Origin of the sequence: Pseudonocardia sp. (assembly GCF_050250275.1) — a bacterium.
In the GTDB taxonomy this organism is placed as follows: domain Bacteria; phylum Actinomycetota; class Actinomycetes; order Mycobacteriales; family Pseudonocardiaceae; genus Pseudonocardia.
The window spans coordinates 34,835-56,327 of record NZ_JBFWOY010000007.1 but is presented as its reverse complement, the minus strand read 5'-3'; the positions used below and the strand labels follow the sequence as shown (position 1 = coordinate 56,327).

Below are 21,493 nucleotides of genomic sequence, written 5' to 3'. Positions count from 1 at the left end.
GCTCAGGTCGGCAGCCCGCGGCGTGCGGCGGCCAGCCGGCCGGCCACACTGCCGTCGATCAGCTCGCCGCCGACCTGGACGACGAGTCCGCCGAGGACCTCGGGGTCGTGCTCGACCTGCAGCGAGATCGGGCGGCCGTACAGCCGGCCCAGCGACTCGGTCAGGCGCTGCTCCTGCTGCTCGCTCAACGCGACGGCCGATCGCACGTGCGCGACGTAGCGGTCGCGACGGGCTGCCGCCAGCTCGGCGAGCCGGCCGGCGACGAGGTCGAGCGCGAGCGCCCGCGGCGACCGCACTGCCTGCTCCAGCAGGGTCGCGGTGACCGTGGAAGCCTTGCCGCGCAACAGTCCCGCCAACAGCGAGGCCCGCTTGTCGGCCGGCGTGGTGCGGTCGACGAGCAGCGCCGACAGCTGCGGCTCACGGTCCAGGACGCGACCGAAGCGGAACAGCTCGTCCTCGACCTCGTCGAGGCTGCCGTCCTTCTCCGCCACACCCAGCACCGCGCTGCGCGCCAGCGTCTCGAGCGCCTCGCCGAGGTCGACCGAGCTCGACCAGCGCGACGCCACCAGGTTGCTCACGAGGTCGAGCGCCGCGGCGCCGACCTTGCCGTCGAGCAGCCGCCGCGCCAGCTCCGTACGGGCCTCGGCGGGGACCGCCGGGTCCGCCAGGTGGCGGCGCAGCGCCGGCTCGGCCTGCAACAGGCGCTGGACGCCGAACAGGTCGTCGCCCAGCACCGCGAGATCGGCACCCGACGACGCGTCGACATGGGCGTCGAGCCTGCGGACCGCCTCGGCCAGCGCCTCACGGCTGGCCGACTGCATGGTCGACTCGGGCGTCGACTCGGCCATCAGGCTCCTCCTCCTGCGCCCGCGCGCTCCCCGGCCGGCTGCCCGGCGCGGTCGGTCACGAGACGGTCGATGTCGTCGAGGAAGTCGTCGATCGACGCGCGGCGCGCGCTCTCGTCGGAAAGCGACTCGACGACCAGCTTCTCGGCCAGTCCCATCGACTGCGCGCCCAGCTCGGCGCGCATCTGGCGCACGACCTGGTCACGCTGGGCGGCGAGCTGGTCGCCACCGCGGGCCTTGATGCGCTCGACCTCGGCCTTGGCCTGCTCCACCAGCTCCTCGTGGATGCGGGTGGCGTCGGCGCGGGCGTCGTCGCGGATGCGGGCCGCCTCCTGGCGGGCCTCCTCCACGGCGGAGTCGAGCTTGTCCTGGGCCTCGTTCAGCTTGCGCGTCGCCTCTTCGGCGTCGTCGACCTGCTGCTGGATGGTGTCCTGTCGGGCCTTGACCATCTTCGACAGGAGCGGCAGCACGAAGCGCCACAACACCAGCAGGACGATGACGAAGGCGACGAGCTGCGCGATGAAGTGCACCATCAGCGGACCCCCTCGGCGTCCTTGGCCTGGCCCTGCTCGAGCTCGGCGAGGAAGCTGTCGACGGTCGCGCGGTGACGCCCGTCGTCGATCTGACGGCCGAGCACGCGCGACGCGAGACCGCTCGACAGCCCGCCGATCTCCGCGCGCAGGGCGGTCGCGGTCTGCGCACGCTGGGCGGCCAGCTCGGCCTCACCCTGTGCCCGCAGCGCTGCGACTTCGCGGTCGGTCTCGGCACGCATGCCGTCGCGGATCTTCTGCGCGTCGGCCCGGGCCTCGTCGCGGATCGTGGTCGCCTCGGCGCGCGCCTCGGCGAGCGACTTCGAGTACCGCTCCTCGGCCTCGTGCAGCGTGCGCACGGCCTTGTCGCGCTCCTCGACCTGCTTGCGCACCATCTCGTCGCGCTCCCGCATCGCCGTGGTCAGCGGCGGGACGACGAACCGGTAGAAGAAGAACAGGACGAGGAGGAAGATCACGATCTCGACGACGATCGTGAAGTTGGGCAGCAGGAAGTTGGTGGTCTCGCCACCGTCCTGCGCCAGCACCTCGGTCGTCATGGCCGGATCACGCCAGGACGAAGACGAACAGCGCCATGAACGCCAGGTTGATGAAGTACATGCCCTCGACCAGACCGATGATCAGGAACATGGTCGTGTTGAGGCGACCGGCGGCCTCGGGCTGGCGGGCGACACCCTGGATGACCGAGGCGCCGGCGAGACCGTCACCGATCGCCGCGCCGATGGCGCCACCGGCGAGGGCGATGCCACCACCGATCATCGCGAGGCCGAGCGTGCTCGACCCGCCGCTGGCAGCTTCCTGGGCCAGGTAGGAAATGCTCATGACTGACTCTCCTCGTGCTCTCTCGTACCGCGCCGTCACGCGGCGCGAGTCGTGCGTCGGGGCAGGTTTTTTGTTGTGCTCGGTACGGGACGGACGCGCTAGTGCGCGTGCTCGTCGGCCTCGCTGCCGACGGCCTCCGTGAAGTAGATGAGGGTCAGCAGGGTGAAGATCAGCGCCTGGATGCCGCCGATGAACATGTCGAACAGCTTCCAGGCCGCCTCGGGCGCCCACAGGATGTAGGCCGGCATCAGGCCGATGACCGCGACCATGATCCCGCCGGCGAAGATGTTGCCGAAGAGCCGCAGCGCGAGCGAGAGCGGCCGGGAGAAGTACTGGGTGATGAACTCGATCGGGGCGAGGAACGCGTACGGCTTGGTGAAGTGGCCGAAGTAGTTCCCGGCGCCCTTCTTGCGGATGCCCGCCACGTTCACCCAGATGATCACGAGTAGCGCCATCGGGTAGACGAGGTTCACGTCGGACGTGGGCGGCGGGATCCAGTGCTCGGAGGGGAGCGTGGCCAGCCAGTTGCACGTCAGGATGAAGACGAAGAGCGTGATGCACAGGCCGACGACACCGCGCGGTGCCCGCAGGCCCATCCCGTCGCGGATCTGGCCCTGGATCCATGCCGTGAGCGCCTCGAAGGCGACCTGCAGGCCCGAGGGCCGGCCCTTCGTCGCGCGGCGGGCCATGTAATAGCCCAGACCACAGACGATCACCGCGGCGATGAGCGTGCCGATGATCGTGTCGAGGTTCACGGTCAGGCCGAAAAGCGACCCTGTCCAGTGCTCACCGGGCTTGATCTCGCCCTCGGCCGCGAGGACCTCAACGTTCATTTCTGTCGGATCTCCTTGATCAACGGCAGCATCGAACTCACCGTCGCCAGCAGCTGGAAGACCGCGAGCCCCCCGAACACGGCGATCCCGTAGGGACGCACCAGGAGCGCACAGCCGAACGCGACGACGGTGATGACGGCGAGGCGAAGCAGCACGCCGCCGGAGAACTTCGCCTTCGACGGCGCCCCGCTGCCGTGCGAGAAGCGCACGACCGACCCCATCGCGAAGGCGGAGTTGATGATTCCGAGCGCGATGCCCACGCACCCGAAGAGTGCGAACAGGCCGTAGCCCAGGGGCACGCACACCGCGACGACGACGATCGCGAGCGCGACGCCCGCGATGGCCGTGCGCCGGAACGTGGCCCGGCTGACAGGGGGCACATAGCCCGGTACCGCGGTCATCATGGGTGTCTCACCCCGTCTCGCTCAGTCACAGACTGCCCTCGTTTCGTCACTGAAACCTCTTGAACTGTCGATAGACGAGCCCTGCGGCCGCTGCCACTCCGAGGAACAGCCCCACGAACGCGAACACCGGGAACGTCCCGAAGGGCTGGTCGACCAGCCAACCCAGTCCGAAACCGGCCATCACGCAGAGCGCGATGGTCAAGCCCATCGACAGGAGATCGCCCAGTTCGGGACCCTGCGGGCCCTGCGGACTGCTGCTGTGCACCTGTGTCCTCGCCTCGACGCCGTCGTACCCTCCGCGAGCTTGTGGATACTTTCACAAGCTCGGATGGACCCATCCGGCGACCGGTCTCGAAACGGACGCTATCACAGGAAATTTCACCCGCCGCACCCCCCTGACCTGTGAGGACGGCGACCCCTGCGACGTGTAACGGCGACTCGCAGCCCAGGTCAGGGCCGCGTCGGCGAACCACGGCGAATGACGGCCAGCGCGCGGTCGCGGGGGACGAGCGTCGCGACCACCGCGACGACGATCCCCGCCCCCACGGCCCACAGCACGACCGTCGGGTCCTCGACCAACGCCAGCGCCACCGCACCGAAGGCCACGATCGCCGCCCACAGGTAGATCAGCAGCACCGCGCGCCGGTGGCTGTGACCGATCTCGAGCAGCCGGTGATGCAGGTGCATCTTGTCGGGTGAGAACGGACTCAGCCCCGCGCGCGTCCGCCGGACCACCGCCATGAGCAGGTCCAGCAGCGGGACGAACATCACGGCCGCGACCACGATCACGGGCGCGAACAACGCGACGATGTCGGTCCCGTCGGTCGTGACGCTGATCGGCAGCTTCCCCGAGGCCCCCGTCGTCGCCGCCGCGAGCAGCAGCCCGATCAGCATCGACCCCGAGTCGCCCATGAAGATCCGCGCCGGGTTGAAGTTGTGCGGCAGGAACCCCAGACACGCCCCCGCCAGCACCGCGGCCAGCAGCGCCGGCGAGTACGCCGACGGATCGTTGCCGTTCTGGTGCACCAGCCCGATCGCGAACACCCCGGTGGCCGCCGCCGCGATCATGCCGACACCCGCCGCCAGCCCATCGAGCCCGTCGACGAAGTTCATCGCGTTGACCAGCGCCACCGTCAACAGCACCGTCAACAGCACGCCCTGGCCCTGCCCCAGGATCAGCAGCGAGCCCGAGCTCTCCCCGCCCCCGCCCCACGGCACCCAGAACACCGCCCACTGGATGCCGAAGAGCACCAGCACCCCGGCCGCAGTGATCTGGCCTGCCAGCTTGGTGAGGGCGTCGAGCTCCCACCGGTCGTCGAGCACACCCACCGCGCACATCAGCGCGGCCGCGATGACCACGCCCAGGACGTCGTCGGAGTAGTCGAACGCCAGCCGCAACGCCGGCAGCTGCAAGGCCAGCCCGATGCCCGCCAGCACGCCGCCGAACATCGCGAGCCCACCCCACCGCGGCGTCGGCGTGGTGTGGACGTCACGGTTGCGCGGCCACGCCACCGCACCGGCCTTGAGCGCGAGGACGCGCACCAGGCCGGTGAGCAGGAACGTGACGACGGCGGCCGTCAGCCCCGCGAGCAGGTACTCGCGGATCGGCAGCCCGAGACCGACGGGCGCGAGGGCTGACGCTGCCGCGAGCGGCACGGACCGCGACCGTCAGCCGCGCGGGTAGGCCGGGACCCGTTCCACCAGCGCCGACACCGCGTCGGCGACCGCACTCACCTCCGCGTCACCCTCGGGGGTGCCCTGCGGCGCCTTGACCGCCCGCGCCAGCAGCGACGCGACCTCGGCCATGTCGGACTCGACCATGCCCTGCGTCGTCGACGACGGGGAGCCCACCCGGATGCCCGACGGCTTCATCGGCGGGGCCGGGTCGTACGGGATCGCGTTCTTGTTCAACGTGATCCGGGCCGCGTCGCACCGCGACTCCGCCTCGGCGCCGGTGACGCCGATGGGCCGCAGGTCGATCAGGGCGAGGTGGGTGTCGGTGCCGCCGGACACGGCGCGCATGCCCTCGGCCTCCAGCCCCTTCGCAAGAGCCTGCGCGTTGGCGATGACCTGCGTCGCGTACTGCTGGTACTGCGGCTGCGCCGCCTCGCGCATCGCGACGGCCTTCGCCGCCACCGCGTGCATCAGCGGGCCACCCTGGGAGAACGGGAAGACGGCCTTGTCGATGGCCTTCGCGTGCTCCTCGCGGCACAGCACCATGCCGCCGCGCGGGCCGCGCAGGACCTTGTGCGTCGTCGCGGTCACGACGTCGGCGAACGGCACCGGCGACGGGATCGCCTTGCCGGCCACCAGGCCGATGAAGTGCGCGGCGTCGACCATGAGCTTGGCGCCGACCTCGTCGGCGATCTCCCGGAAGGCCTTGAAGTCGATCAGCCGCGGGTACGCCGTCGCGCCACAGATGATCATCTTGGGCCGGTGCTCGCGGGCCAGGTCACGGACCTGGTCGTAGTCGATCAGCTCGGAGTCCTCGCGCACGGTGTAGGACACCGCGTTGAACCACTTGCCCGAGAAGTTGACCTTGCTGCCGTGCGTCAGGTGCCCGCCCTGCTTGAGGTCCATGGCCAGGACAGTGTCGCCGGGCTGGGTGAACGCCGCGTACGCGGCGAGGTTCGCGCTCGCACCCGAGTGGGGCTGCAGGTTGGCGTGCTCGGCGCCGAAGAGCTCCTTCGTCCGCGCGTTGCCGATCTCCTCGGCCACGTCGACGACCTGGCACCCGCCGTAGTACCGCCTGCCCGGGTAGCCCTCGGCGTACTTGTTCGACAGCGTCGAACCCAGCGCCGCCAGGACCGCGGGGCTGGTGAGGTTCTCGCTCGCGATCAGCTGCAGTCCGCCACGCAGCCGATCGAGCTCGTCCAGCACGACTCCCGCGATCTCGGGATCCTGCTGCTGCAGTGCGTCGAAATCGGGGCCCCAGAACGGTGTGCTCACGTCTGCCGAGGTTACCTGCGCCGTAGCTGATCACCTCAACGGGAGGGGCACACCACACAGAGCGATGCTCTCATCGCTTGTCGATGCTCTCGAACTACGGCAGAATGCGCCCCGTGTCCGCGCCCCGAACCGCCCGCGCCCGCGTCCGCGCCCAGCTCACCAGCGAGATCGCCGACGTCGCCCGCACCCACCTCGCCACCGACGGCGCCGCCGCCCTCTCGCTGCGCGCCGTCGCCCGCGAGCTCGGCATGGCCTCCTCCGCGGTCTACCGCTATTTCCCCAGCCGCGACGACCTGCTCACCACCCTGATCGTCGACGCCTACGACGCACTCGGCGAGGCCGCCGAACGCGCCGAGGCCGCCGTCGCACGCGCCGACCTCCGTGGCCGCCTGCACGCCGCCTGCGCCGCCGCCCGCGACTGGGCCCTCGCCCACCCCCACGAGTACGCCCTGCTCTACGGCTCCCCCGTCCCCGGCTACGCCGCCCCCGCGACCACCATCGCCCCCGCCGCACGCGTCGGCCTGCTGCTCACGGGCATCGTGAGCGACGGCCTCGCGACCGCGGCCCTGACCCCGGCGCCCGGCGGCGCCGACATGATCGCCCCCCAGGCCCTCGCCGACGTCGGCCTCACCGCCGACCCCGCCCGCGCCGCCCTCGTCGTCGCCGCCTGGTCGGGCCTGTTCGGCGCCATCGGGTTCGAACTGCACGGCCACACCCACAACATCGTCACCGACCACGCCGCCTGGTTCCGGGCGGTCGTCGACACCCACGCCGACGCCCTCGGCCTCCCCTGAGCTGCAGCGATCCGCGACACCGACGTTGCGCCCGACAATCCGCGCGCAACCTCACTGCTCCCGCGGGCCCGATTCGCGACAGAGGGGTTGCGCGTCGTCATCCCGGCCACGACCGCGCTAGCGTCCCGGCGTGACACGGGGTGAGCACGTACGACCGGCACGGGTCGACGACGTCGACGGCATCGCCCGGGTGACCGTCCGCTCCTGGCGGGAGACGTACTCCGGAATCCTCGCCGACCACCACTTCGGCGACGACGCCCTCGAACGCCGCCGCCGTCAGTGGACCCAGTTCTTCGCGACGGACCCGCTCCCTGCGCGACTCGTCGTGGCGACGGCGGACGGTCAGGTCGTCGGGTTCGCCTGCGCGGGCGACGCCACGGCGGCCGAGCAGGGCTTCCCCGCTGCTCGACCGCTGCACCTCTACGCGATCTACCTGCTCGCGGCGCACCACGGGGGCGGTCTCGGCCAGACCCTGCTCGACGAGGTCCTCGACGGCGATCCCGCCCAGCTCTGGGTGCTACGCGACAACGATCGCGCCATCGCCTTCTACGCGCGCAACGGTTTCGCCCCGGACGGCGTCGAGTTCACCGACCCGGACGATCCGGCGATGGTCGAGGTCCGGATGGTGCGCTGACGACCCGCGCGCAACCTCACTGCTCCCGCTGGGGCGAACCAGGACAGTGAGGTTGCGCCCGGCTGGTCGCGCGCAACCTGACTGCTCGCCGGCGCCCCCGGGACGACGGTCAGGTTGTGCGCGGATCGTGCCCGGGTCTTCACACCTGCGGACGGCTTCCGCGTTCGTCCACATCGCGCGCCGGCCGCGGCCACCATCGCGGCGTGCAGCAACCCTTTCGCGGGAGTACCGCCATCGCCGCCGGCCACATCACACCCGGCCGGCTGCGCAGCCGCGACTTCGTCCGGCTGGCACCCGACGTCTACGTCGCCGCCGGCACCGACCCCGACCTGACGACGCGGTCCGTCGCCGCCTACCGCCGCGTCGAGGACATCGGCGGAGTGCTCGGTGGCTGGTCGGCCGCAGCCCTGCTCGGTGCACCGGGCGCCCCTCCGGGTGCGGACGCGCAGATCGTCGTGCCCCGCTTCGTGAAGCCGACCCCCGGCGTGCGGGTCGGCCGCTGGCGCCTGCTGCCCGAGGAAGTCACCGTCGTCGACGGCTGCCGGGTCACGACGCCGCTGCGGACCGCATGGGACATCGCCCGCCGGGAGTGCCGGGCCGACTCCGTCGTCGCGATCGACTCGTTGGCCCGCAACAGCGGTCTCGCCCTCGATGCGTTGATGGACATGGCCTTCCGCCTTCGCAGGGCCCGGGGCGCCGCGCTCGTCCGGGCGGCGGCGACCCTCGCCGATGCGCGCGCCGAGTCGCCCATGGAGACCCGGATGCGGCTCGTCCTCACCGACGCCGGGCTACCTGCGCCCGTGCCGCAGTACGAGCTGGTCGTCGACGGGCGGCTCGTCGCCCGGTTCGACCTCGCCTATCCCGGCGCCCGGCTCGCGATCGAGTACGACGGCGCCGCCCACGACGACGTCCTCGACCGGCAGCGCGACGTGCGCACCGGTGCACTCGGCTGGCAGACGATCCGGCTGGTCTCGGCCGACATCTTCCGGACCCCGGACGAGACGGCGGCGGCGGTCCGCGCCGTCCTGCGACGACGCCTGCTGCTCCACGACCGTCCCTGACCCGCGCAACCTCAGCGCTCCCCGCGGCCGCCGGGACGACAGCGAGGTTGTGCTCGGCCGGGCGGGCGCAACCTCACTGTCGCGGATCAGCCGCGGCACGACCGTCAGGTTGCGCGCGGAAGGGGGTCAGGCGGTGGCGACCTCGCGGCCCAGGACCTCGGAGATCGCCGCCAGCGAGACGGCACCCTCGCGCAGGACGCGGGGGGCGTCCGCGGTGAGGTCGACGATCGTCGAGGCCACGTTCTCCCCCGACGACCCGCCGTCGAGCACCACCGCGACGTGCTCGCCCAGCTGGGCCTCGGCGTCGGCGGCGTCGGCGGCGGGCGCGGAGCCGGAGCGGTTGGCGCTGGACACCGCCATCGGGCCGACGTCGCGCAGCAGCTCCAGGGCGACGGGGTGCAGCGGCATCCGGAGCATGACGGTCCCGCGCGTCGTCCCCAGGTCCCAGGCCAGCGACGGGGCGTGCGGCAGGACGAGGGACAGCCCCCCGGGCCAGAACGCCTCGATCAGCTCGCGCGCGACGGTGGGGACGCCGATGACGAGGCCGTCGATCGTCGACCAGGAACCGACGAGCACGGGGACGGGCATGTCGGGTCCGCGCCCCTTGGCCGCCAGCAGCGACCGGACGGCGGTGGCGGAGAAGGCGTCGCAGCCGATGCCGTAGACGGTGTCCGTGGGCATCACGACGAGGCTTCCCGCCCGCACGGCGCGTGCCGCAGCGGCGAGGCCCTCGGCCCGGGCGTCCGGGTCGGCGCAGTCGTACGTGGTCACCGGCCGACTCTACGACCGGCCGCCGTCAGCCCCCGAGCGGGCCGTGCCGACTCAGCCCGCGAGCGGGCCGTGCCGACTCAGCCCCCGAGCGGGCTGCGGCGTGCGGTGACGAAGCGGGGGCGGCCTGTCCAGTCGAGGTGGTCGACGACGTCGGAGAAGACCTTGCGACGGGCGAACAGCGCGGGGACGGTCTCGCCGTGGGTGTCGTCGTGCTCGATGCCCAGCCACCCGCCGTGGCGCAGCAGCCCGGCTGCGGTGGTGATGACGGCGCGGATGATCTCGAGTCCGTCGGGGCCACCGAAGACGGCGCCCGGCGGGTCCCAGTCGGCCACCTCGGCGGGCACGGGCGTGCCGTCGGGGACGTAGGGCGGGTTGCAGACCACGAGGTCGACCTTGGCCTCGTGTTCGACGAGGAGGTCGTTCCAGCGCACGTCGGCGGCGTGCACGGTGACGGGGGTGCCGCCCGCGGCGGTGTGGGCGTCGGCGTTGCGCCGCGTCCAGACCAGCGCAGCGGGGTCGGCCTCCACGGCGTGGACGCGGGCGTCGGGACGGCAGGTGGCGATCGCGAGGGCGAGCGCGCCGGAACCGGTGCACAGGTCGACGACCAGCGGGGACGAGACGTCGGCGAGCCGCTTCAGAGCCCATTCGAGGAGGACCTCGGTCTCGGGGCGCGGGACGAACACGCCGGGGCCGACGGCGACCTCGGCCGGGCCGAGGACGGCGGTGCCGAGGATGTGCTGCAACGGTTCCCGGGTGGCGCGGCGGGCGACGAGCTGCTGGAGCGCCTCGACGAGGTCGGCGTCGACGAGCGGCACCGTGGGCAGCCGGCTGCGTTCGATGCCGACGACGTGGGCGGCGAGCCACTCGGCGTCGACGCGGGGGCTGGCGACGCCTGCCTCGGCGAGTGTCCGCTCGGCCTCCATGAGGGCGACCCGCAGCGGCAGCCGCTTCACGACCCGCCGTCCCCGATCGCGACGGCGTCGGCGCGGTCGGCCGCGACGAGCGCGGCGATCACGTCGCCCAGGTCGCCGTCGAGGACCGCGGACAGGTTGTGCGCCTTGTAGCCGACGCGGTGGTCGGCGATGCGGTTCTCGGGGAAGTTGTAGGTGCGGATGCGCTCGGAGCGGTCGACGGTGCGCACCTGCGACCGGCGGACGTCGGAGGCCTTGGCCGCGGCCTCCTCCTCGGCGAGGGCCTGCAGCCGCGACCGCAGGACCTCCATGGCGCGGGCCCGGTTCTGCAGCTGCGAACGCTCGTTCTGGCAGCTCACGACGATGCCGCTGGGCAGGTGCGTGATGCGGACGGCCGAGTCGGTGGTGTTGACGCTCTGCCCACCGTGCCCGGAGGACCGGAAGACGTCGACGCGCAGGTCGCCCTCGTCGATCTCGACGCCGCTGTCGTCGGCCCCCGTGTCGGGGAAGACGAGGACGCCGGCGGCGGAGGTGTGGATGCGGCCCTGCGACTCGGTGACGGGGACGCGCTGGACGCGGTGCACGCCGCCCTCGAACTTCAGGGCCGCCCACACACCGTCGGCGGACGGGACACGCGAGCGCACCGACAGCGTGACGTCCTTGTAGCCGCCGAGGTCGGAGACGGTGGCGTCGAGGATCTGGGTGGTCCAGCCGCGGCTCTCGGCGAAGCGGGTGTACATGCGGACGAGGTCGCCCGCGAACAGCGCGGACTCCTCGCCGCCCTCGCCCGACTTGACCTCGAGGAGGACGTCGTCGGCGTCGTGGGGGTCGCGCGGGACGAGCAGCTCGGAGAGGCGTTGTTCGAGCGCGGGGACGCGGGCGGCGAGCTCCGCGGCCTCCGACGCGAAGCCGGGGTCGTCGTCCGCGAGCTCGCGGGCAGCGGCGAGGTCGTCACGGGTGGCGGCGAGCTCCCTGGCGACGGCGACGGTCGGGCCGATCTCGGCGTAGCGGCGGCCCAGCCGGCGGGCCTTCGCGGCATCGGTGTGCACGGCGGGGTCGGCGAGCGTGAGCTCGAGCTCGGCGTACTCGCTCAGCAACGACTCGGCCGTCGGCGCCGTGGTCTCCTCGGTGCTCATCTCACCTCCTGTGCAGGGTCCGGACACACGGACGGCGCCCAACCACGAACCGTGGTGGGCGCCGTCGGTGGAGCTACTTGGCGTCGCGCGCCGGGCGCTTGCCGTAGCGCGCCTCGAAGCGGGCCACGCGGCCGCCGGCGTCGAGGATGCGCTGCTTGCCCGTGTAGAACGGGTGGCACTGCGAGCAGGTCTCGGCGTGGATCGAGCCGTTGGACTTGGTGCTGCGGGTGGTGAAGGTGTTGCCACACCCGCAGGTCACGGTCGTCTCGACGTACTCGGGGTGGATGCCCGACTTCATGGTTCGTTCCTCTCGTGGTGGCCGCCGGGTCCCCGTACGGGGTGAACCGGTGCCGGTAGCTCGACGGTCAATTGAACCACCAGGGGCCGCCGGGTGTTCCCGGCGGCCCCTGACGGTCGTGGGTCAGTCGCTGTCGTTGCCCGGTGTCGACTTGGCGACGGTCATCAGGAACTCGATGTTGGTGCGCGTCTTGCGCAGCCGGTCGAGGACCAGGTCGATGGCCTGCTGGTCGTCGAGCGCGGCCAGCACACGGCGGAGCTTGACGGTCACCGCGAACTCGTCGGGTGACATCAGCAGCTCCTCCTTGCGCGTGCCGGAGGCGTCGACGTCGATGGCCGGGAAGACCCGCTTGTCGGCGATCTTGCGGTCGAGCTTGAGCTCGGCGTTGCCGGTGCCCTTGAACTCCTCGAAGATCACCGTGTCCATCGTCGACCCGGTCTCGACCAGCGCCGTGGCGAAGATCGTGAGCGAGCCGCCGTCCTCGATGTTGCGCGCCGCACCCAGGAACCGCTTGGGCGGGTAGAGCGCGGTCGAGTCGACACCGCCGGACAGGATGCGGCCCGAGGCGGGCGCCGCCAGGTTGTAGGCGCGGCCGAGGCGGGTGATCGAGTCGAGCAGGACGACGACGTCGTGGCCCATCTCGACCAGGCGCTTCGCGCGCTCGATGGCGAGCTCCGCGACAGCGGTGTGGTCCGACGGCGGCCGGTCGAAGGTGGAGGCGATGACCTCGCCCTTCACCGACCGCTGCATGTCGGTGACCTCCTCGGGGCGCTCGTCGACGAGCACGACCATGAGGTGGACCTCGGGGTTGTTCGTGGTGATCGCGTTGGCGATCGACTGCAGCACCATCGTCTTGCCGGCCTTGGGCGGGCTGACGATGAGGGCGCGCTGCCCCTTGCCGACGGGCATCACCAGGTCGATGACGCGCGTGGTGAGCTTCGACGGCTCGGTCTCGAGACGCAGCCGCTCGTTGGGGTAGAGCGGGGTCAGCTTCGTGAACTCGGGACGCGCCTTCGCGGTCTCGGGGTCACGGCCGTTGACGGTGTCGACGCGCACCAGCGGGTTGAACTTCTGCCGCTGCTGCTCGCCGTCGCGGGGCTGGCGGACGGCGCCGGTGATCGCGTCGCCGCGGCGCAGGCCGTACTTGCGGACCATCGACAGCGACACGTAGACGTCGTTCGGGCCCGACAGGTAGCCGGTGGTCCGGACGAACGCGTAGTTGTCCAGGATGTCGACGATGCCGGCGACGGGCAGGAGCACGTCGTCGTCGCGCACCTCGGTGTCGACGGTGTTCTGGCCGCCGGCCCCGGTGCGGTCGCGACCACGGCGGCGGTCGCGGAAGCGGCGACCGCGGCGGCCGCGGCCGTCACCGTCGTCGTCGCCGTCGTCGTCGCGCAGGTCGCGGTTGTCCCGGTCGCGGTCGTTGCCGCGCTGGTCGTTGCCGCCACGGTCGCGCTGGTCGTTCCCGCGCTGGTCACCGCGCTGGTCGTTCCCGCGCTGGTCGTTCCCGCGCTGGTCGTTCCCGCGCTGGTCGTTGTTGCGGTCGTTGCCGCCGCGCTGGTTCCGGCCGCCACGGTCGCCACGACCGGACTCGCGGTCGTCGCCGGCGCGGTCGCCACGACCGTCGCGGTCGTTGCGCTCGCCGCGGTCGTTGTCGCGGCGGTCGCGGTCGCGGTTGCGTCCCTCGCCCTCGTCGCGCGTGCGGCGGGAGCCGCCGTCGGTCTCGGGGCGGGTGTCGGTGCGGGCCTCGGCCTCGGCGTCGACCTGGTCGCCACCACGACGCCGGGTCTGGCGCCGACGCCCGGTCGTCTCCGCGGGCGCGTCGGCGGCGGTGTCGGCCGCGGGGGCCGAGCCGTCGACCGGCGGCGTGTCGACGGGGGCGTCGGTCGTCGCGGCGTCGGCCGCCGGACTCTCCACAACCGCCGTGTCGGGAACAGCCGCGGCGTCGGGAACGGCCGGAGTGTCGGGAACGGCCGGAGTGTCGGGAACGGCCGGAGCCTGCCGGCCGGCGGGAGCCTCGGCCGGGGCCGTGGTCTCTGCCGCAGGGGCCTCGGCCGCCGCAGCCGCAGGGGCCTCGACAGCGGCAGGAGCCTCGACGGCCGGGGCCTCGGAAGCCCTCGCGCGGCTGCTCGGGGCACCGGCCGGGCGGGTCGCGGCGCGGCGACGCCCCCGGGCCGGCGCGGCAGGAGCCGCGTCGGCTGCAGTCGCGTCGGCGGCAGGTTCGCTGCTCACGGACGACGCGGAGCCGTTGCCCTGCGCGGTGTCGCCCAGCGACAGCTGGGAGGAGGTGCCGGCAGCGGGAGCCCCGCTCTGGCGCTCCTTGATGGCGGCGATCAGATCACCCTTCCGCATCCCGGCCGTGCCAGGGATGTTCAGCTCACCAGCGAGCTGGCGGAGTTCCGCCAGAACCATGCCGGACAGGCCCTTGCGCTTGGCGGGGGCGGCGGTGCTGACGAGATCGGTCTCGCTCACGAAGGTCCTTCCTGACCAGCCCGGGTCGTCCCGCCCGGACCAGCGGATTCACACGCTCGTCCGAACGGTCCGCCGGACGAGAATCGGAGACGGGGCCGCGTGGCCGGCTGCCGTCCCGACGACAAATGGGTGGCGATGGATGCGACGGTCGCGGGGAAGAGGCCCTTCGGTGCCGGTTCGCCCGCCAGTCCGCTCTGCGGGAGGGGTGGCGAGGGTGCCGGCTTCGAGAGGACCACGCGGATGACGCGTGTATCGCCGTGCGACGTCGAGGGTAGTCGGTCCGCCCTGGTCGGGGCAACCAACCCCCTGCTCGGCGCGCCGAACCGATCCGCCCGGGCGCGTCAGGCGATCTCGACCTGCGCCCCCTGGGTGTCGACGGGGAGCACCAGCGTGGTGAAGCCCGCAAGGTCGACGTCGTCGGGGATGCGCGCGTCGGAGGTCAGGGCCAGCACGGTGGGACCGGCGCCGGAGATCGTCGCGGGCACGCCACGGGCCCGCAGCGCGTCGACCAGGTCGGCCGACTCCGGGTAGGCGGGCCGCCGGTAGCCCTGGTGCAGCCGGTCCTCGGTGGCCGCGAGCAGCAGGTCGGGCTGTCGGGTGAACGCGAGCACCGACAGGGCTGTGCGGCTGCCGGTGAACGCGGCGTCGGCCAGCGGGACGCGCTCGGGGAGCAGGCCGCGCGTCATCTTCGTCGACGACTCGACCTGCGGGACGAGCGCGACGGGATGGATGTCGGGGTGGGTGTCCAGCCGCACCGCGTGGAACCGGTCGGCAGTGTTCCCAGCCGTCTCCCAGGCAACGACGAAGCCGCCCATGAGACTGGCCGCGGCGTTGTCGGCGTGACCCTCGATACCCGCGGTGACCTGCAGCAACGCCGACTGCTCCAGCTCCAGGTCGCGCCCGGCCAGCACCGCGGCCGCGACGGCCCCGGCGACGGCGGCCGAGGCCGAGCTGCCCAGCCCCCGCGAGTGCGGGATGGCGTTGCGGCAGCGCATCCGCAGCCCGGCGGGCGGCTCCTCGCCGAGCAGCGCCCACGTGGTGCGCATCGTCGAGACGACGAGGTGCGATTCGTCACAGGGGACCTGCCCGGCGCCCTCCCCCACGACCTCGACGCGCACGTCGTCGTGGCCGTCGACGGAGACCTCGATCTCGTCGTGGAGCGAGAGCGCGAGGCCGAGTGAGTCGAATCCCGGTCCGAGGTTGGCCGACGACGCCGGGACGCGGACCCGGACCTCGGTCGGGCGACCCATCAGGCCAGCTCGAGGGCGGCCGCGACGGCCGTCGGGTCGATGGGGACGATCTCCGGGTCGGGTGCGGTCAGCAGGGCCGTGTCGGGGTCCTTGAGCCCGTGGCCGGTGACGGTGCACACGACGAGCGACCCGCGGGGCAACGTCCCCTCGGCCGACGACTTCAGCAGGCCCGCGACGCTCGCCGCCGACGCCGGCTCCACGAACACGGCCTCGCGTGCCGAGAGCAGCCGGTAGGCGGCGAGGATCTCGTCGTCGGTGACGGCGGCGAACAGGCCGTTCGACTCGTCGCGCGCGGCCACCGCGGTCCCCCACGACGCCGGGGCGCCGATCCGGATGGCCGTCGCGATGGTCTCGGGGTTCTTCACCGGGGCGCCCGCGACCAGCGGCGCGGCGCCCGCCGCCTGGAACCCGAACATGCGCGGCAGCTCGGGGATCAGGCCGTCGGAGTGGTAGGCGCGGTAGCCCTTCCAGTACGCGCTGATGTTGCCCGCGTTGCCGACGGGCAGGCAGTGCACGTCGGGCGCGCGGCTGCCGAGGTCGTCGCAGATCTCGTAGGCGGCGCTGGCCTGGCCCGCGATCCGGGTCGGGTTGACGGAGTTGACCAGAGCGATCGACGGGTAGTCCGACGTGGTCTTGCGGGCCAGCTCCAGGCAGTCGTCGAAGTTGCCGTCGATCTGCAGGATGCGGGCGCCGTGCGCCACGGCCTGCGCGAGCTTGCCCAGCGCGATCTTGCCGCGCGGGACGAGGACGGCACAGGTCATCCCCGCTCGTGTCGCGTACGCGGCAGCGGAGGCCGACGTGTTGCCCGTCGACGCGCACAGCACGCTCTGCTTGCCCTCGGCGAGCGCGGCCGTGACCGCCATCGTCATGCCGCGGTCCTTGAACGAGCCGGTCGGGTTGGCGCCGTCGACCTTGAGGTGCACCTCGCAGCCGGTGAGCTCCGACAGCACCGGCGCGGGCAGCAGCGGGGTCCCGCCCTCCCCGAGGGTGACGATCGTCCAGTCGTCCTGCACCGGCATCCGGGTGCGGTAGGCCTCGATCACACCCGGCCAGCGCACCGCGCCCGTCCGTGACGGCGTTACGGCATTCATCCGGCGACCCCCAGGGCGCTCACCGAGCGGCCCAGATCCTCGACGCGCAGCACACTCTCGACGCCCCGGACGGCATCGAGGTCGCCGAGCGCCTCCACGGTCGATGCGAGCGCGGCGTCCGGCGCCGCGTGTGTGACGACGACGAGCCGCACGGCGCCGCTGCCGCCCGCCCCACCGTTGCGACCCCCGCCGTACTGGCGGACCGCCGCGATGCTGACGTCGTGCTCGGCGAACGCGCGCGCCACGGCGGCGAGCACCCCCGTCTGGTCGGCCACCTCGAGGCTGACGTGGTAGCGCGTGCAGACGGCCCCGATCGCGCGGACCGGCAGCCGTGCGTAGGTCGACTCCCGCGGTCCCCGGCCGCCGACGACGATGTTGCGCGCCGCCGCGACCAGGTCGCCCAGGACGGCGCTGGCCGTCGGGGCGCCGCCGGCGCCCTGGCCGTAGAACATGAGCTGGCCGGCCGCGTCGGCCTCGACGAACACCGCGTTGAACGCGCCGTCGACCGAGGCCAGCGGGTGCGCCTTGGGGATCATGGCCGGGTAGACGCGGGCCGAGACGGCCTCGCCGTCGCCGTCGCCGTCGCCCTCCAGGCGCTCGCAGATGGCCAGCAGCTTGATCGTGCAGTCGAGTCCGTCGGCCGCGGCGATGTCGGCGGCGCTGACGGCGCGGATGCCCTCGCAGTACACGTCGGCCGCGGTGACGCGGGTGTGGAACGCGAGCGAGGCGAGGATCGCGGCCTTCGACGCTGCGTCGTAGCCGTCGACGTCGGCGCTGGGGTCGGCCTCGGCGTACCCGAGCCGGGTGGCCTCCTCCAGCGCGTCGGCGTAGCCGGCGCCCGAGGACGCCATCGACGACAGGATGAAGTTCGTGGTGCCGTTGACGATGCCCGCGACGCGGGTGATCCGGTCGCCGACGAGCGACTCGCGCAGCGGCCGCAGCAGCGGGATCGCGCCGGCGACGGACGCCTCGTAGTAGAGGTCGGCACCGGAGGCGTCGGCGGCCTCGGCGAGCGCGGCACCGTCCTCGGCGAGCAGCGCCTTGTTGGCGGTGACGACGGACTTGCCCGCCTTCAGCGCCTCCAGCAGCAGCGTGCGCGCCGGTTCGATGCCGCCGATGACCTCGATGACGACGTCGACGTCGGGCCTGCCGACGAGCGTCGTCGCATCGGTGGTGACGAGCCCCTCGGGGAGCTCCGGATGGCGGTGCGGGCGGCGGACCGCCACGCCGACGAGCTCCACGGGCGCACCGATGCGCGCGGCGAGGTCGCCCGCCTGCTCGGTCAGCAGCCGCACGATCTCACCGCCGACGGTGCCGCAGCCGAGGAGTGCCACCCGGACGGGCGCGCCCGGACCCCTGTCGGTCATCGTTTCGCTTCTCCCCTTGCGCCTGTTCTCGTCACCCGGCCGACGGGGTCGTCGGCGCACACGGGCCTGCGCAGGCGTGTCCCACCTGCGGTGTCGCACCGGACCCGCTTCGTCGCGGGCCCGTCCCGCGCGGTCGCCCCCGGGGCGACCGCCAGATCATCCTCGTTCGCAGTCCGTCACGGTACGGCCCGTCGCCGGTGTCACTACGCACCCACCTCCAGCCGGAACTGGTCCTCGGTGGTCTCGCGGCGCAGCAGCAGCCGGGCGACGCCGTCGCGCACGGCGACGACGGCAGGGCGCGGCAGCCGGTTGTAGGAGCTGGCCATCGAGTAGCAGTAGGCGCCGGTCGCGGCGACGGCGAGCAGGTCGCCGGGGGCGAGGTCGGCGGGCAGCCAGCAGTCGCGGACGACGATGTCGCCGGACTCGCAGTGCTTGCCGACGACCCGGGACAGCGCCACGTCGACGGCCCCGTCGGCGCTGTCGGCCGCCGACGAGCGCGACACCAGCCGGCAGTCGTAGACGGCGTCGTAGAGGGCGGTGCGGATGTTGTCGCTCATCCCGCCGTCGACGGACACGTAGCGACGTGCGCCGCTGCCCAGCGGGACGTCCTTGAGCGTGCCGACCTCGTAGACCGTGACCGTGCCCGGTCCGGCGATGGCGCGGCCCGGCTCGACGGCCAGCTTCGGGACGTCGAGTCCCGCGCCGTGGCACTCGTTCTTGACGATGCCGCGCAGCTCCTCGGCGAGCTCGGTGACGTCGAGCGGGGTCTCGTCGGCGCGGTAGGCGATGCCGAACCCGCCACCGAGGTCGAGCGTCGTCAGGTCGCCGAGCGCGTCGGCCCCGTGCTCCTTGTGCAGCCCGGCGAGGAAGCGCACCACGCGGTGGGCGGCGACCTCGAAGCCCTCGGTGTCGAAGATCTGGCTGCCGATGTGGCTGTGCAGCCCGACCAGCGACAACCCGCGGGCCTCCAGCACGCGGCGCGCCGCCTCGGCCGCGACGCTGTCGGCGCCGCCGGAGATGGAGAACCCGAACTTCTGGTCCTCGTGCGCCGTCGCGATGAACTCGTGGGTGTGGGCCTCGACGCCGACGGTCACCCGGATCATCACCGGCACCACGAGGCCGCGCTCGCGGGCGACGGCGTCGAGCCGGGCGATCTCGTGGAACGAGTCGACGACGATCCGACCGACCCCCGCCTCCACCGCCTCGACGAGCTCCGCGACCGACTTGTTGTTGCCGTGCACCGCGATCCGCTCGGCCGGGAAGCCCGCGCGCAACGCGACGGCGAGCTCGCCGCCGCTGGCCACGTCGAGGCTCAGGCCCTCCTCGGCGACCCAGCGGGCCACCTCGGTGCACAGGAACGCCTTGGCCGCGTAGTGCACCGCGTCGGCGCCGAACGATGCTGCGAACTCGGCCGCCCGGGCGCGGAAGTCGGCCTCGTCGAGCACGAACAGCGGGGTGCCGTAGGTCTCGGCGAGCTCGCGCACGTCGACACCTGCGAGGGTGACGACGCCGTCGGCGCCGCGGGCGGCGTTGCGCGGCCACACCGCGGGCGCCAGCTCGTCGATGGCCGCCGCGTCACCGGGGCGCGGGCCGGCCGTCTCCGGCGGGGTCGTGACGCCCGCGTGCAGCGGGCCGGCGGGGTGCGCGTTCATCACATGCGCTCCGGCGCAGACACGCCCAGCAGCTCCAGGCCGTTGGCCAGCACCTGACGGGCGGCCTCGCACAGCGCCAGCCGGGCCCGGTGCAGCTCGGTGACCTCCTCGTCGCCCATCGGCAGCACCCGGCAGGCGTCGTAGAACTTGTGGTAAGCGCTGGCCAGGGACTCGAGGTAGCGGGCGACACGGTGCGGTTCGCGCAGCTCGGCCGCCGCCCGGACCACCTCGGGGAACTCGCCGAGCGTGCGGATCAGGTCCCCCTCGCGGGGGTGGTCGAGCAGGCCGAACTCCTCGCCCGGCGTGAGCCCGACGTCGGCGGCGTTGCGCGCCAGCGACGACAGCCGCGCGTGCGCGTACTGCACGTAGAACACCGGGTTGTCGTTGCTGCGCTTGACGAGCAGGTCGAGGTCGATGTCGAGCGACGAGTCGACCGAGCTGCGGATCAGCGAGTAGCGGGCCGCGTCGACGCCGACGGCCTCGACCAGGTCCTCCATCGTGACGACGGTGCCGGCGCGCTTGCTCATCCGGACGGGCTGCCCGTCCCTGACGAGGTTGACCAGCTGCCCGATCAGCACCTCGACGACCGCGGGGTCGTCGCCGAACGCGGCCGCCGCGGCCTTGAGCCGGGCCACGTAGCCGTGGTGGTCGGCGCCCAGCATGTAGATGCACAGGTCGAACCCACGGGCGCGCTTGTCGCGCAGGTAGGCGATGTCGCCGGCGATGTAGGCGGGCCGCCCGTCGCTCTTGATCACGACGCGGTCCTTGTCGTCGCCGTGGTCGGTCGAGCGCAGCCACCAGGCGCCGTCGGCCTCGTAGAGGCTGCCCGACTCCTTCAGCTGCGCGACCGCGGCCTCGACCGCTCCCGACTCGTGCAGCGACTGCTCGTGGAACCACACGTCGAAGTCCGTGCCGAACGCGTGCAGGTCGGCCTTGATCTCGTCGAACATGAAGCCGATGCCGACGCGGCGGAAGATCTCGTCCCGGTCGGGGGCGCCCAGCGCCGTGGGCTCGGCCGCCACCACACGCGCGGCGATGTCGCCGATGTAGGCGCCGCCGTAGCCGTTCTCCGGGGCGGGCTCCCCCTCGGCCGCCGCCACGAGCGAGGCGACGAACCTGTCGATCTGGGCGCCGGCGTCGTTGAAGTAGTACTCGCGGGTCACCTTCGCGCCGCGAGCCGAGAGCACCCGGCCCAGCGCGTCGCCCACCGCGGCCCACCGGGTGCCGCCCAGGTGCAGCGGACCGGTCGGGTTGGCCGAGACGAACTCCAGGTTCACGTTGCGGGCCGCGAGCTCGTCGCCGGTGCCGTAGGCCGGGCCCGCGGCGAGGACCTGACCGACCATGGCGCCCTGGGCGTCCGAGGCCAGCCGCAGGTTGATGAAGCCGGGGCCGGCGATCTCCGCGGAGGCCACCCCGTCGCGGGCCGCGAGGGCCTCGGCGAGCCACGTCGCCAGCTCACGTGGCGGCACACCGGCCTTCTTCGCGGTGCGCAGCGCCACGTTCGTGGCGTAGTCGCCGTGGTCGGGATTGCGGGGTCGCTCGACGCCCACGTCGTCGGGCAGGGCCGCCACGTCGAGGCCTCGATCGGTCAGCACTGCATGCGCGGTGGCCCGCACCAGGTCGGCGAGCACGTCGGGAGTCACCCGCACGAGTCT

Annotated in this window: 22 protein-coding genes; 3 read left to right on the top strand and 19 right to left on the bottom strand. The window is 72.8% G+C overall.

What is annotated here, in order from left to right; translation table 11 throughout:
* Positions 1-2: 2 nt before the first annotated feature.
* The 9 genes from AB7F12_RS09035 to glyA all read right to left on the bottom strand — a co-directional run bounded on the left by AB7F12_RS09035 (position 3) and on the right by glyA (position 6,401).
* Entirely contained in the window at positions 3-848 is an 846-nt protein-coding gene (locus tag AB7F12_RS09035) for a F0F1 ATP synthase subunit delta (protein WP_428496482.1), read from the bottom strand.
* Complete coding sequence (atpF, locus tag AB7F12_RS09030; protein WP_428496481.1) at positions 848-1,378, bottom strand: F0F1 ATP synthase subunit B; 531 nt, start codon at positions 1,376-1,378, stop codon at positions 848-850. The genes AB7F12_RS09035 and atpF overlap by 1 nt, the downstream gene beginning before the upstream one ends.
* Complete coding sequence (locus tag AB7F12_RS09025) at positions 1,378-1,932, bottom strand: F0F1 ATP synthase subunit B (RefSeq protein WP_428496480.1); 555 nt, start codon at positions 1,930-1,932, stop codon at positions 1,378-1,380. The genes atpF and AB7F12_RS09025 overlap by 1 nt, the downstream gene beginning before the upstream one ends.
* Before the next feature lie 7 nt (positions 1,933-1,939).
* A complete protein-coding gene (atpE, locus tag AB7F12_RS09020; RefSeq protein ID WP_013673846.1) occupies positions 1,940-2,215 on the bottom strand; it encodes an ATP synthase F0 subunit C in 276 nt (91 codons plus the stop codon).
* Between the two features lie 98 nt (positions 2,216-2,313).
* Complete coding sequence (gene atpB / locus AB7F12_RS09015) at positions 2,314-3,048, bottom strand: F0F1 ATP synthase subunit A (RefSeq protein WP_428496478.1); 735 nt, start codon at positions 3,046-3,048, stop codon at positions 2,314-2,316.
* Entirely contained in the window at positions 3,045-3,449 is a 405-nt protein-coding gene (locus AB7F12_RS09010) for a hypothetical protein (protein ID WP_428496477.1), read from the bottom strand. Before AB7F12_RS09010 ends, atpB begins: the two co-directional genes overlap by 4 nt.
* 49 nt (positions 3,450-3,498) lie before the next feature.
* Positions 3,499-3,717: an AtpZ/AtpI family protein gene (locus AB7F12_RS09005; protein ID WP_428496476.1), complete on the bottom strand. Its 219-nt coding sequence runs from the start codon at positions 3,715-3,717 to the stop codon at positions 3,499-3,501.
* Positions 3,718-3,902: 185 nt separating this feature from the next.
* Positions 3,903-5,108 (bottom strand): glycosyltransferase family 4 protein, encoded by a 1,206-nt coding sequence (locus tag AB7F12_RS09000; protein WP_428496475.1) that lies wholly within the window; start codon positions 5,106-5,108, stop codon positions 3,903-3,905.
* Between the two features lie 12 nt (positions 5,109-5,120).
* Positions 5,121-6,401 carry a serine hydroxymethyltransferase gene (glyA, locus tag AB7F12_RS08995; protein ID WP_428496474.1) on the bottom strand — a complete coding sequence of 427 codons (1,281 nt, stop codon included), beginning with the start codon at positions 6,399-6,401 and terminating at the stop codon, positions 5,121-5,123.
* 113 nt (positions 6,402-6,514) lie between these two features.
* Between glyA and AB7F12_RS08990 the strand changes: the two genes are divergently transcribed.
* The 3 genes from AB7F12_RS08990 (at position 6,515) to AB7F12_RS08980 (ending at position 8,890) form a co-directional block, all read left to right on the top strand.
* Positions 6,515-7,195: a TetR/AcrR family transcriptional regulator gene (locus AB7F12_RS08990; RefSeq protein WP_428496473.1), complete on the top strand. Its 681-nt coding sequence runs from the start codon at positions 6,515-6,517 to the stop codon at positions 7,193-7,195.
* 130 nt (positions 7,196-7,325) lie between these two features.
* Entirely contained in the window at positions 7,326-7,829 is a 504-nt protein-coding gene (locus tag AB7F12_RS08985; protein ID WP_428496472.1) for an N-acetyltransferase family protein, read from the top strand.
* A gap of 203 nt (positions 7,830-8,032) precedes the next feature.
* Complete coding sequence (locus AB7F12_RS08980; protein ID WP_428496471.1) at positions 8,033-8,890, top strand: DUF559 domain-containing protein; 858 nt, start codon at positions 8,033-8,035, stop codon at positions 8,888-8,890.
* 126 nt (positions 8,891-9,016) lie between these two features.
* Here the strand turns inward: AB7F12_RS08980 and AB7F12_RS08975 are convergent, their stop codons facing one another.
* The 10 genes from AB7F12_RS08975 to argS form a co-directional block, all read right to left on the bottom strand.
* Complete coding sequence (locus AB7F12_RS08975) at positions 9,017-9,661, bottom strand: L-threonylcarbamoyladenylate synthase (RefSeq protein ID WP_428496470.1); 645 nt, start codon at positions 9,659-9,661, stop codon at positions 9,017-9,019.
* Positions 9,662-9,738: 77 nt separating this feature from the next.
* Positions 9,739-10,614 (bottom strand): peptide chain release factor N(5)-glutamine methyltransferase, encoded by an 876-nt coding sequence (gene prmC / locus AB7F12_RS08970; RefSeq protein WP_428496469.1) that lies wholly within the window; start codon positions 10,612-10,614, stop codon positions 9,739-9,741.
* On the bottom strand, positions 10,611-11,708 hold the full coding sequence (gene prfA, locus AB7F12_RS08965) for a peptide chain release factor 1 (protein ID WP_428496468.1): 1,098 nt from the start codon (positions 11,706-11,708) through the stop codon (positions 10,611-10,613). Before prfA ends, prmC begins: the two co-directional genes overlap by 4 nt.
* Positions 11,709-11,781: 73 nt before the next feature.
* On the bottom strand, positions 11,782-12,006 hold the full coding sequence (gene rpmE / locus AB7F12_RS08960) for a 50S ribosomal protein L31 (protein WP_428496467.1): 225 nt from the start codon (positions 12,004-12,006) through the stop codon (positions 11,782-11,784).
* Positions 12,007-12,129: 123 nt separating this feature from the next.
* Positions 12,130-14,478 (bottom strand): transcription termination factor Rho, encoded by a 2,349-nt coding sequence (rho, locus tag AB7F12_RS08955; protein WP_428516461.1) that lies wholly within the window; start codon positions 14,476-14,478, stop codon positions 12,130-12,132.
* Positions 14,479-14,819: 341 nt separating this feature from the next.
* The gene (thrB, locus tag AB7F12_RS08950) at positions 14,820-15,728 is read right to left on the bottom strand and encodes a homoserine kinase (protein WP_428496465.1); all 909 of its coding nucleotides are present in this window, start codon (positions 15,726-15,728) and stop codon (positions 14,820-14,822) included.
* Positions 15,728-16,819: a threonine synthase gene (gene thrC, locus AB7F12_RS08945; RefSeq protein WP_428496463.1), complete on the bottom strand. Its 1,092-nt coding sequence runs from the start codon at positions 16,817-16,819 to the stop codon at positions 15,728-15,730. The genes thrB and thrC overlap by 1 nt, the downstream gene beginning before the upstream one ends.
* Positions 16,816-18,186, bottom strand: a complete 1,371-nt coding sequence (locus AB7F12_RS08940; protein WP_428496462.1) for a homoserine dehydrogenase — start codon at positions 18,184-18,186, stop codon at positions 16,816-16,818. The genes thrC and AB7F12_RS08940 overlap by 4 nt, the downstream gene beginning before the upstream one ends.
* 203 nt (positions 18,187-18,389) lie before the next feature.
* On the bottom strand, positions 18,390-19,838 hold the full coding sequence (lysA, locus tag AB7F12_RS08935) for a diaminopimelate decarboxylase (protein WP_428496460.1): 1,449 nt from the start codon (positions 19,836-19,838) through the stop codon (positions 18,390-18,392).
* Positions 19,838-21,481, bottom strand: coding sequence for an arginine--tRNA ligase (argS, locus tag AB7F12_RS08930; RefSeq protein ID WP_428496459.1), 1,644 nt, complete (start codon positions 21,479-21,481; stop codon positions 19,838-19,840). The genes lysA and argS overlap by 1 nt, the downstream gene beginning before the upstream one ends.
* Positions 21,482-21,493 lie beyond the last annotated feature (12 nt).

Coding starts and splice junctions, on each gene's coding strand:
- AB7F12_RS08940 (WP_428496462.1), bottom strand. CDS start 18,186: ATGACCGACAGGGGTCCGGGCGCGCCCGTCCGGGTGGCACTCCTCGGC.
- prfA (WP_428496468.1), bottom strand. CDS start 11,708: ATGAGCACCGAGGAGACCACGGCGCCGACGGCCGAGTCGTTGCTGAGC.
- AB7F12_RS09025 (WP_428496480.1), bottom strand. CDS start 1,932: ATGACGACCGAGGTGCTGGCGCAGGACGGTGGCGAGACCACCAACTTC.
- AB7F12_RS09035 (WP_428496482.1), bottom strand. CDS start 848: ATGGCCGAGTCGACGCCCGAGTCGACCATGCAGTCGGCCAGCCGTGAG.
- thrC (WP_428496463.1), bottom strand. CDS start 16,819: ATGAATGCCGTAACGCCGTCACGGACGGGCGCGGTGCGCTGGCCGGGT.
- rpmE (WP_428496467.1), bottom strand. CDS start 12,006: ATGAAGTCGGGCATCCACCCCGAGTACGTCGAGACGACCGTGACCTGC.
- atpE (WP_013673846.1), bottom strand. CDS start 2,215: ATGAGCATTTCCTACCTGGCCCAGGAAGCTGCCAGCGGCGGGTCGAGC.
- lysA (WP_428496460.1), bottom strand. CDS start 19,838: ATGAACGCGCACCCCGCCGGCCCGCTGCACGCGGGCGTCACGACCCCG.
- thrB (WP_428496465.1), bottom strand. CDS start 15,728: ATGGGTCGCCCGACCGAGGTCCGGGTCCGCGTCCCGGCGTCGTCGGCC.
- AB7F12_RS09010 (WP_428496477.1), bottom strand. CDS start 3,449: ATGACCGCGGTACCGGGCTATGTGCCCCCTGTCAGCCGGGCCACGTTC.
- atpF (WP_428496481.1), bottom strand. CDS start 1,378: ATGGTGCACTTCATCGCGCAGCTCGTCGCCTTCGTCATCGTCCTGCTG.
- atpB (WP_428496478.1), bottom strand. CDS start 3,048: ATGAACGTTGAGGTCCTCGCGGCCGAGGGCGAGATCAAGCCCGGTGAG.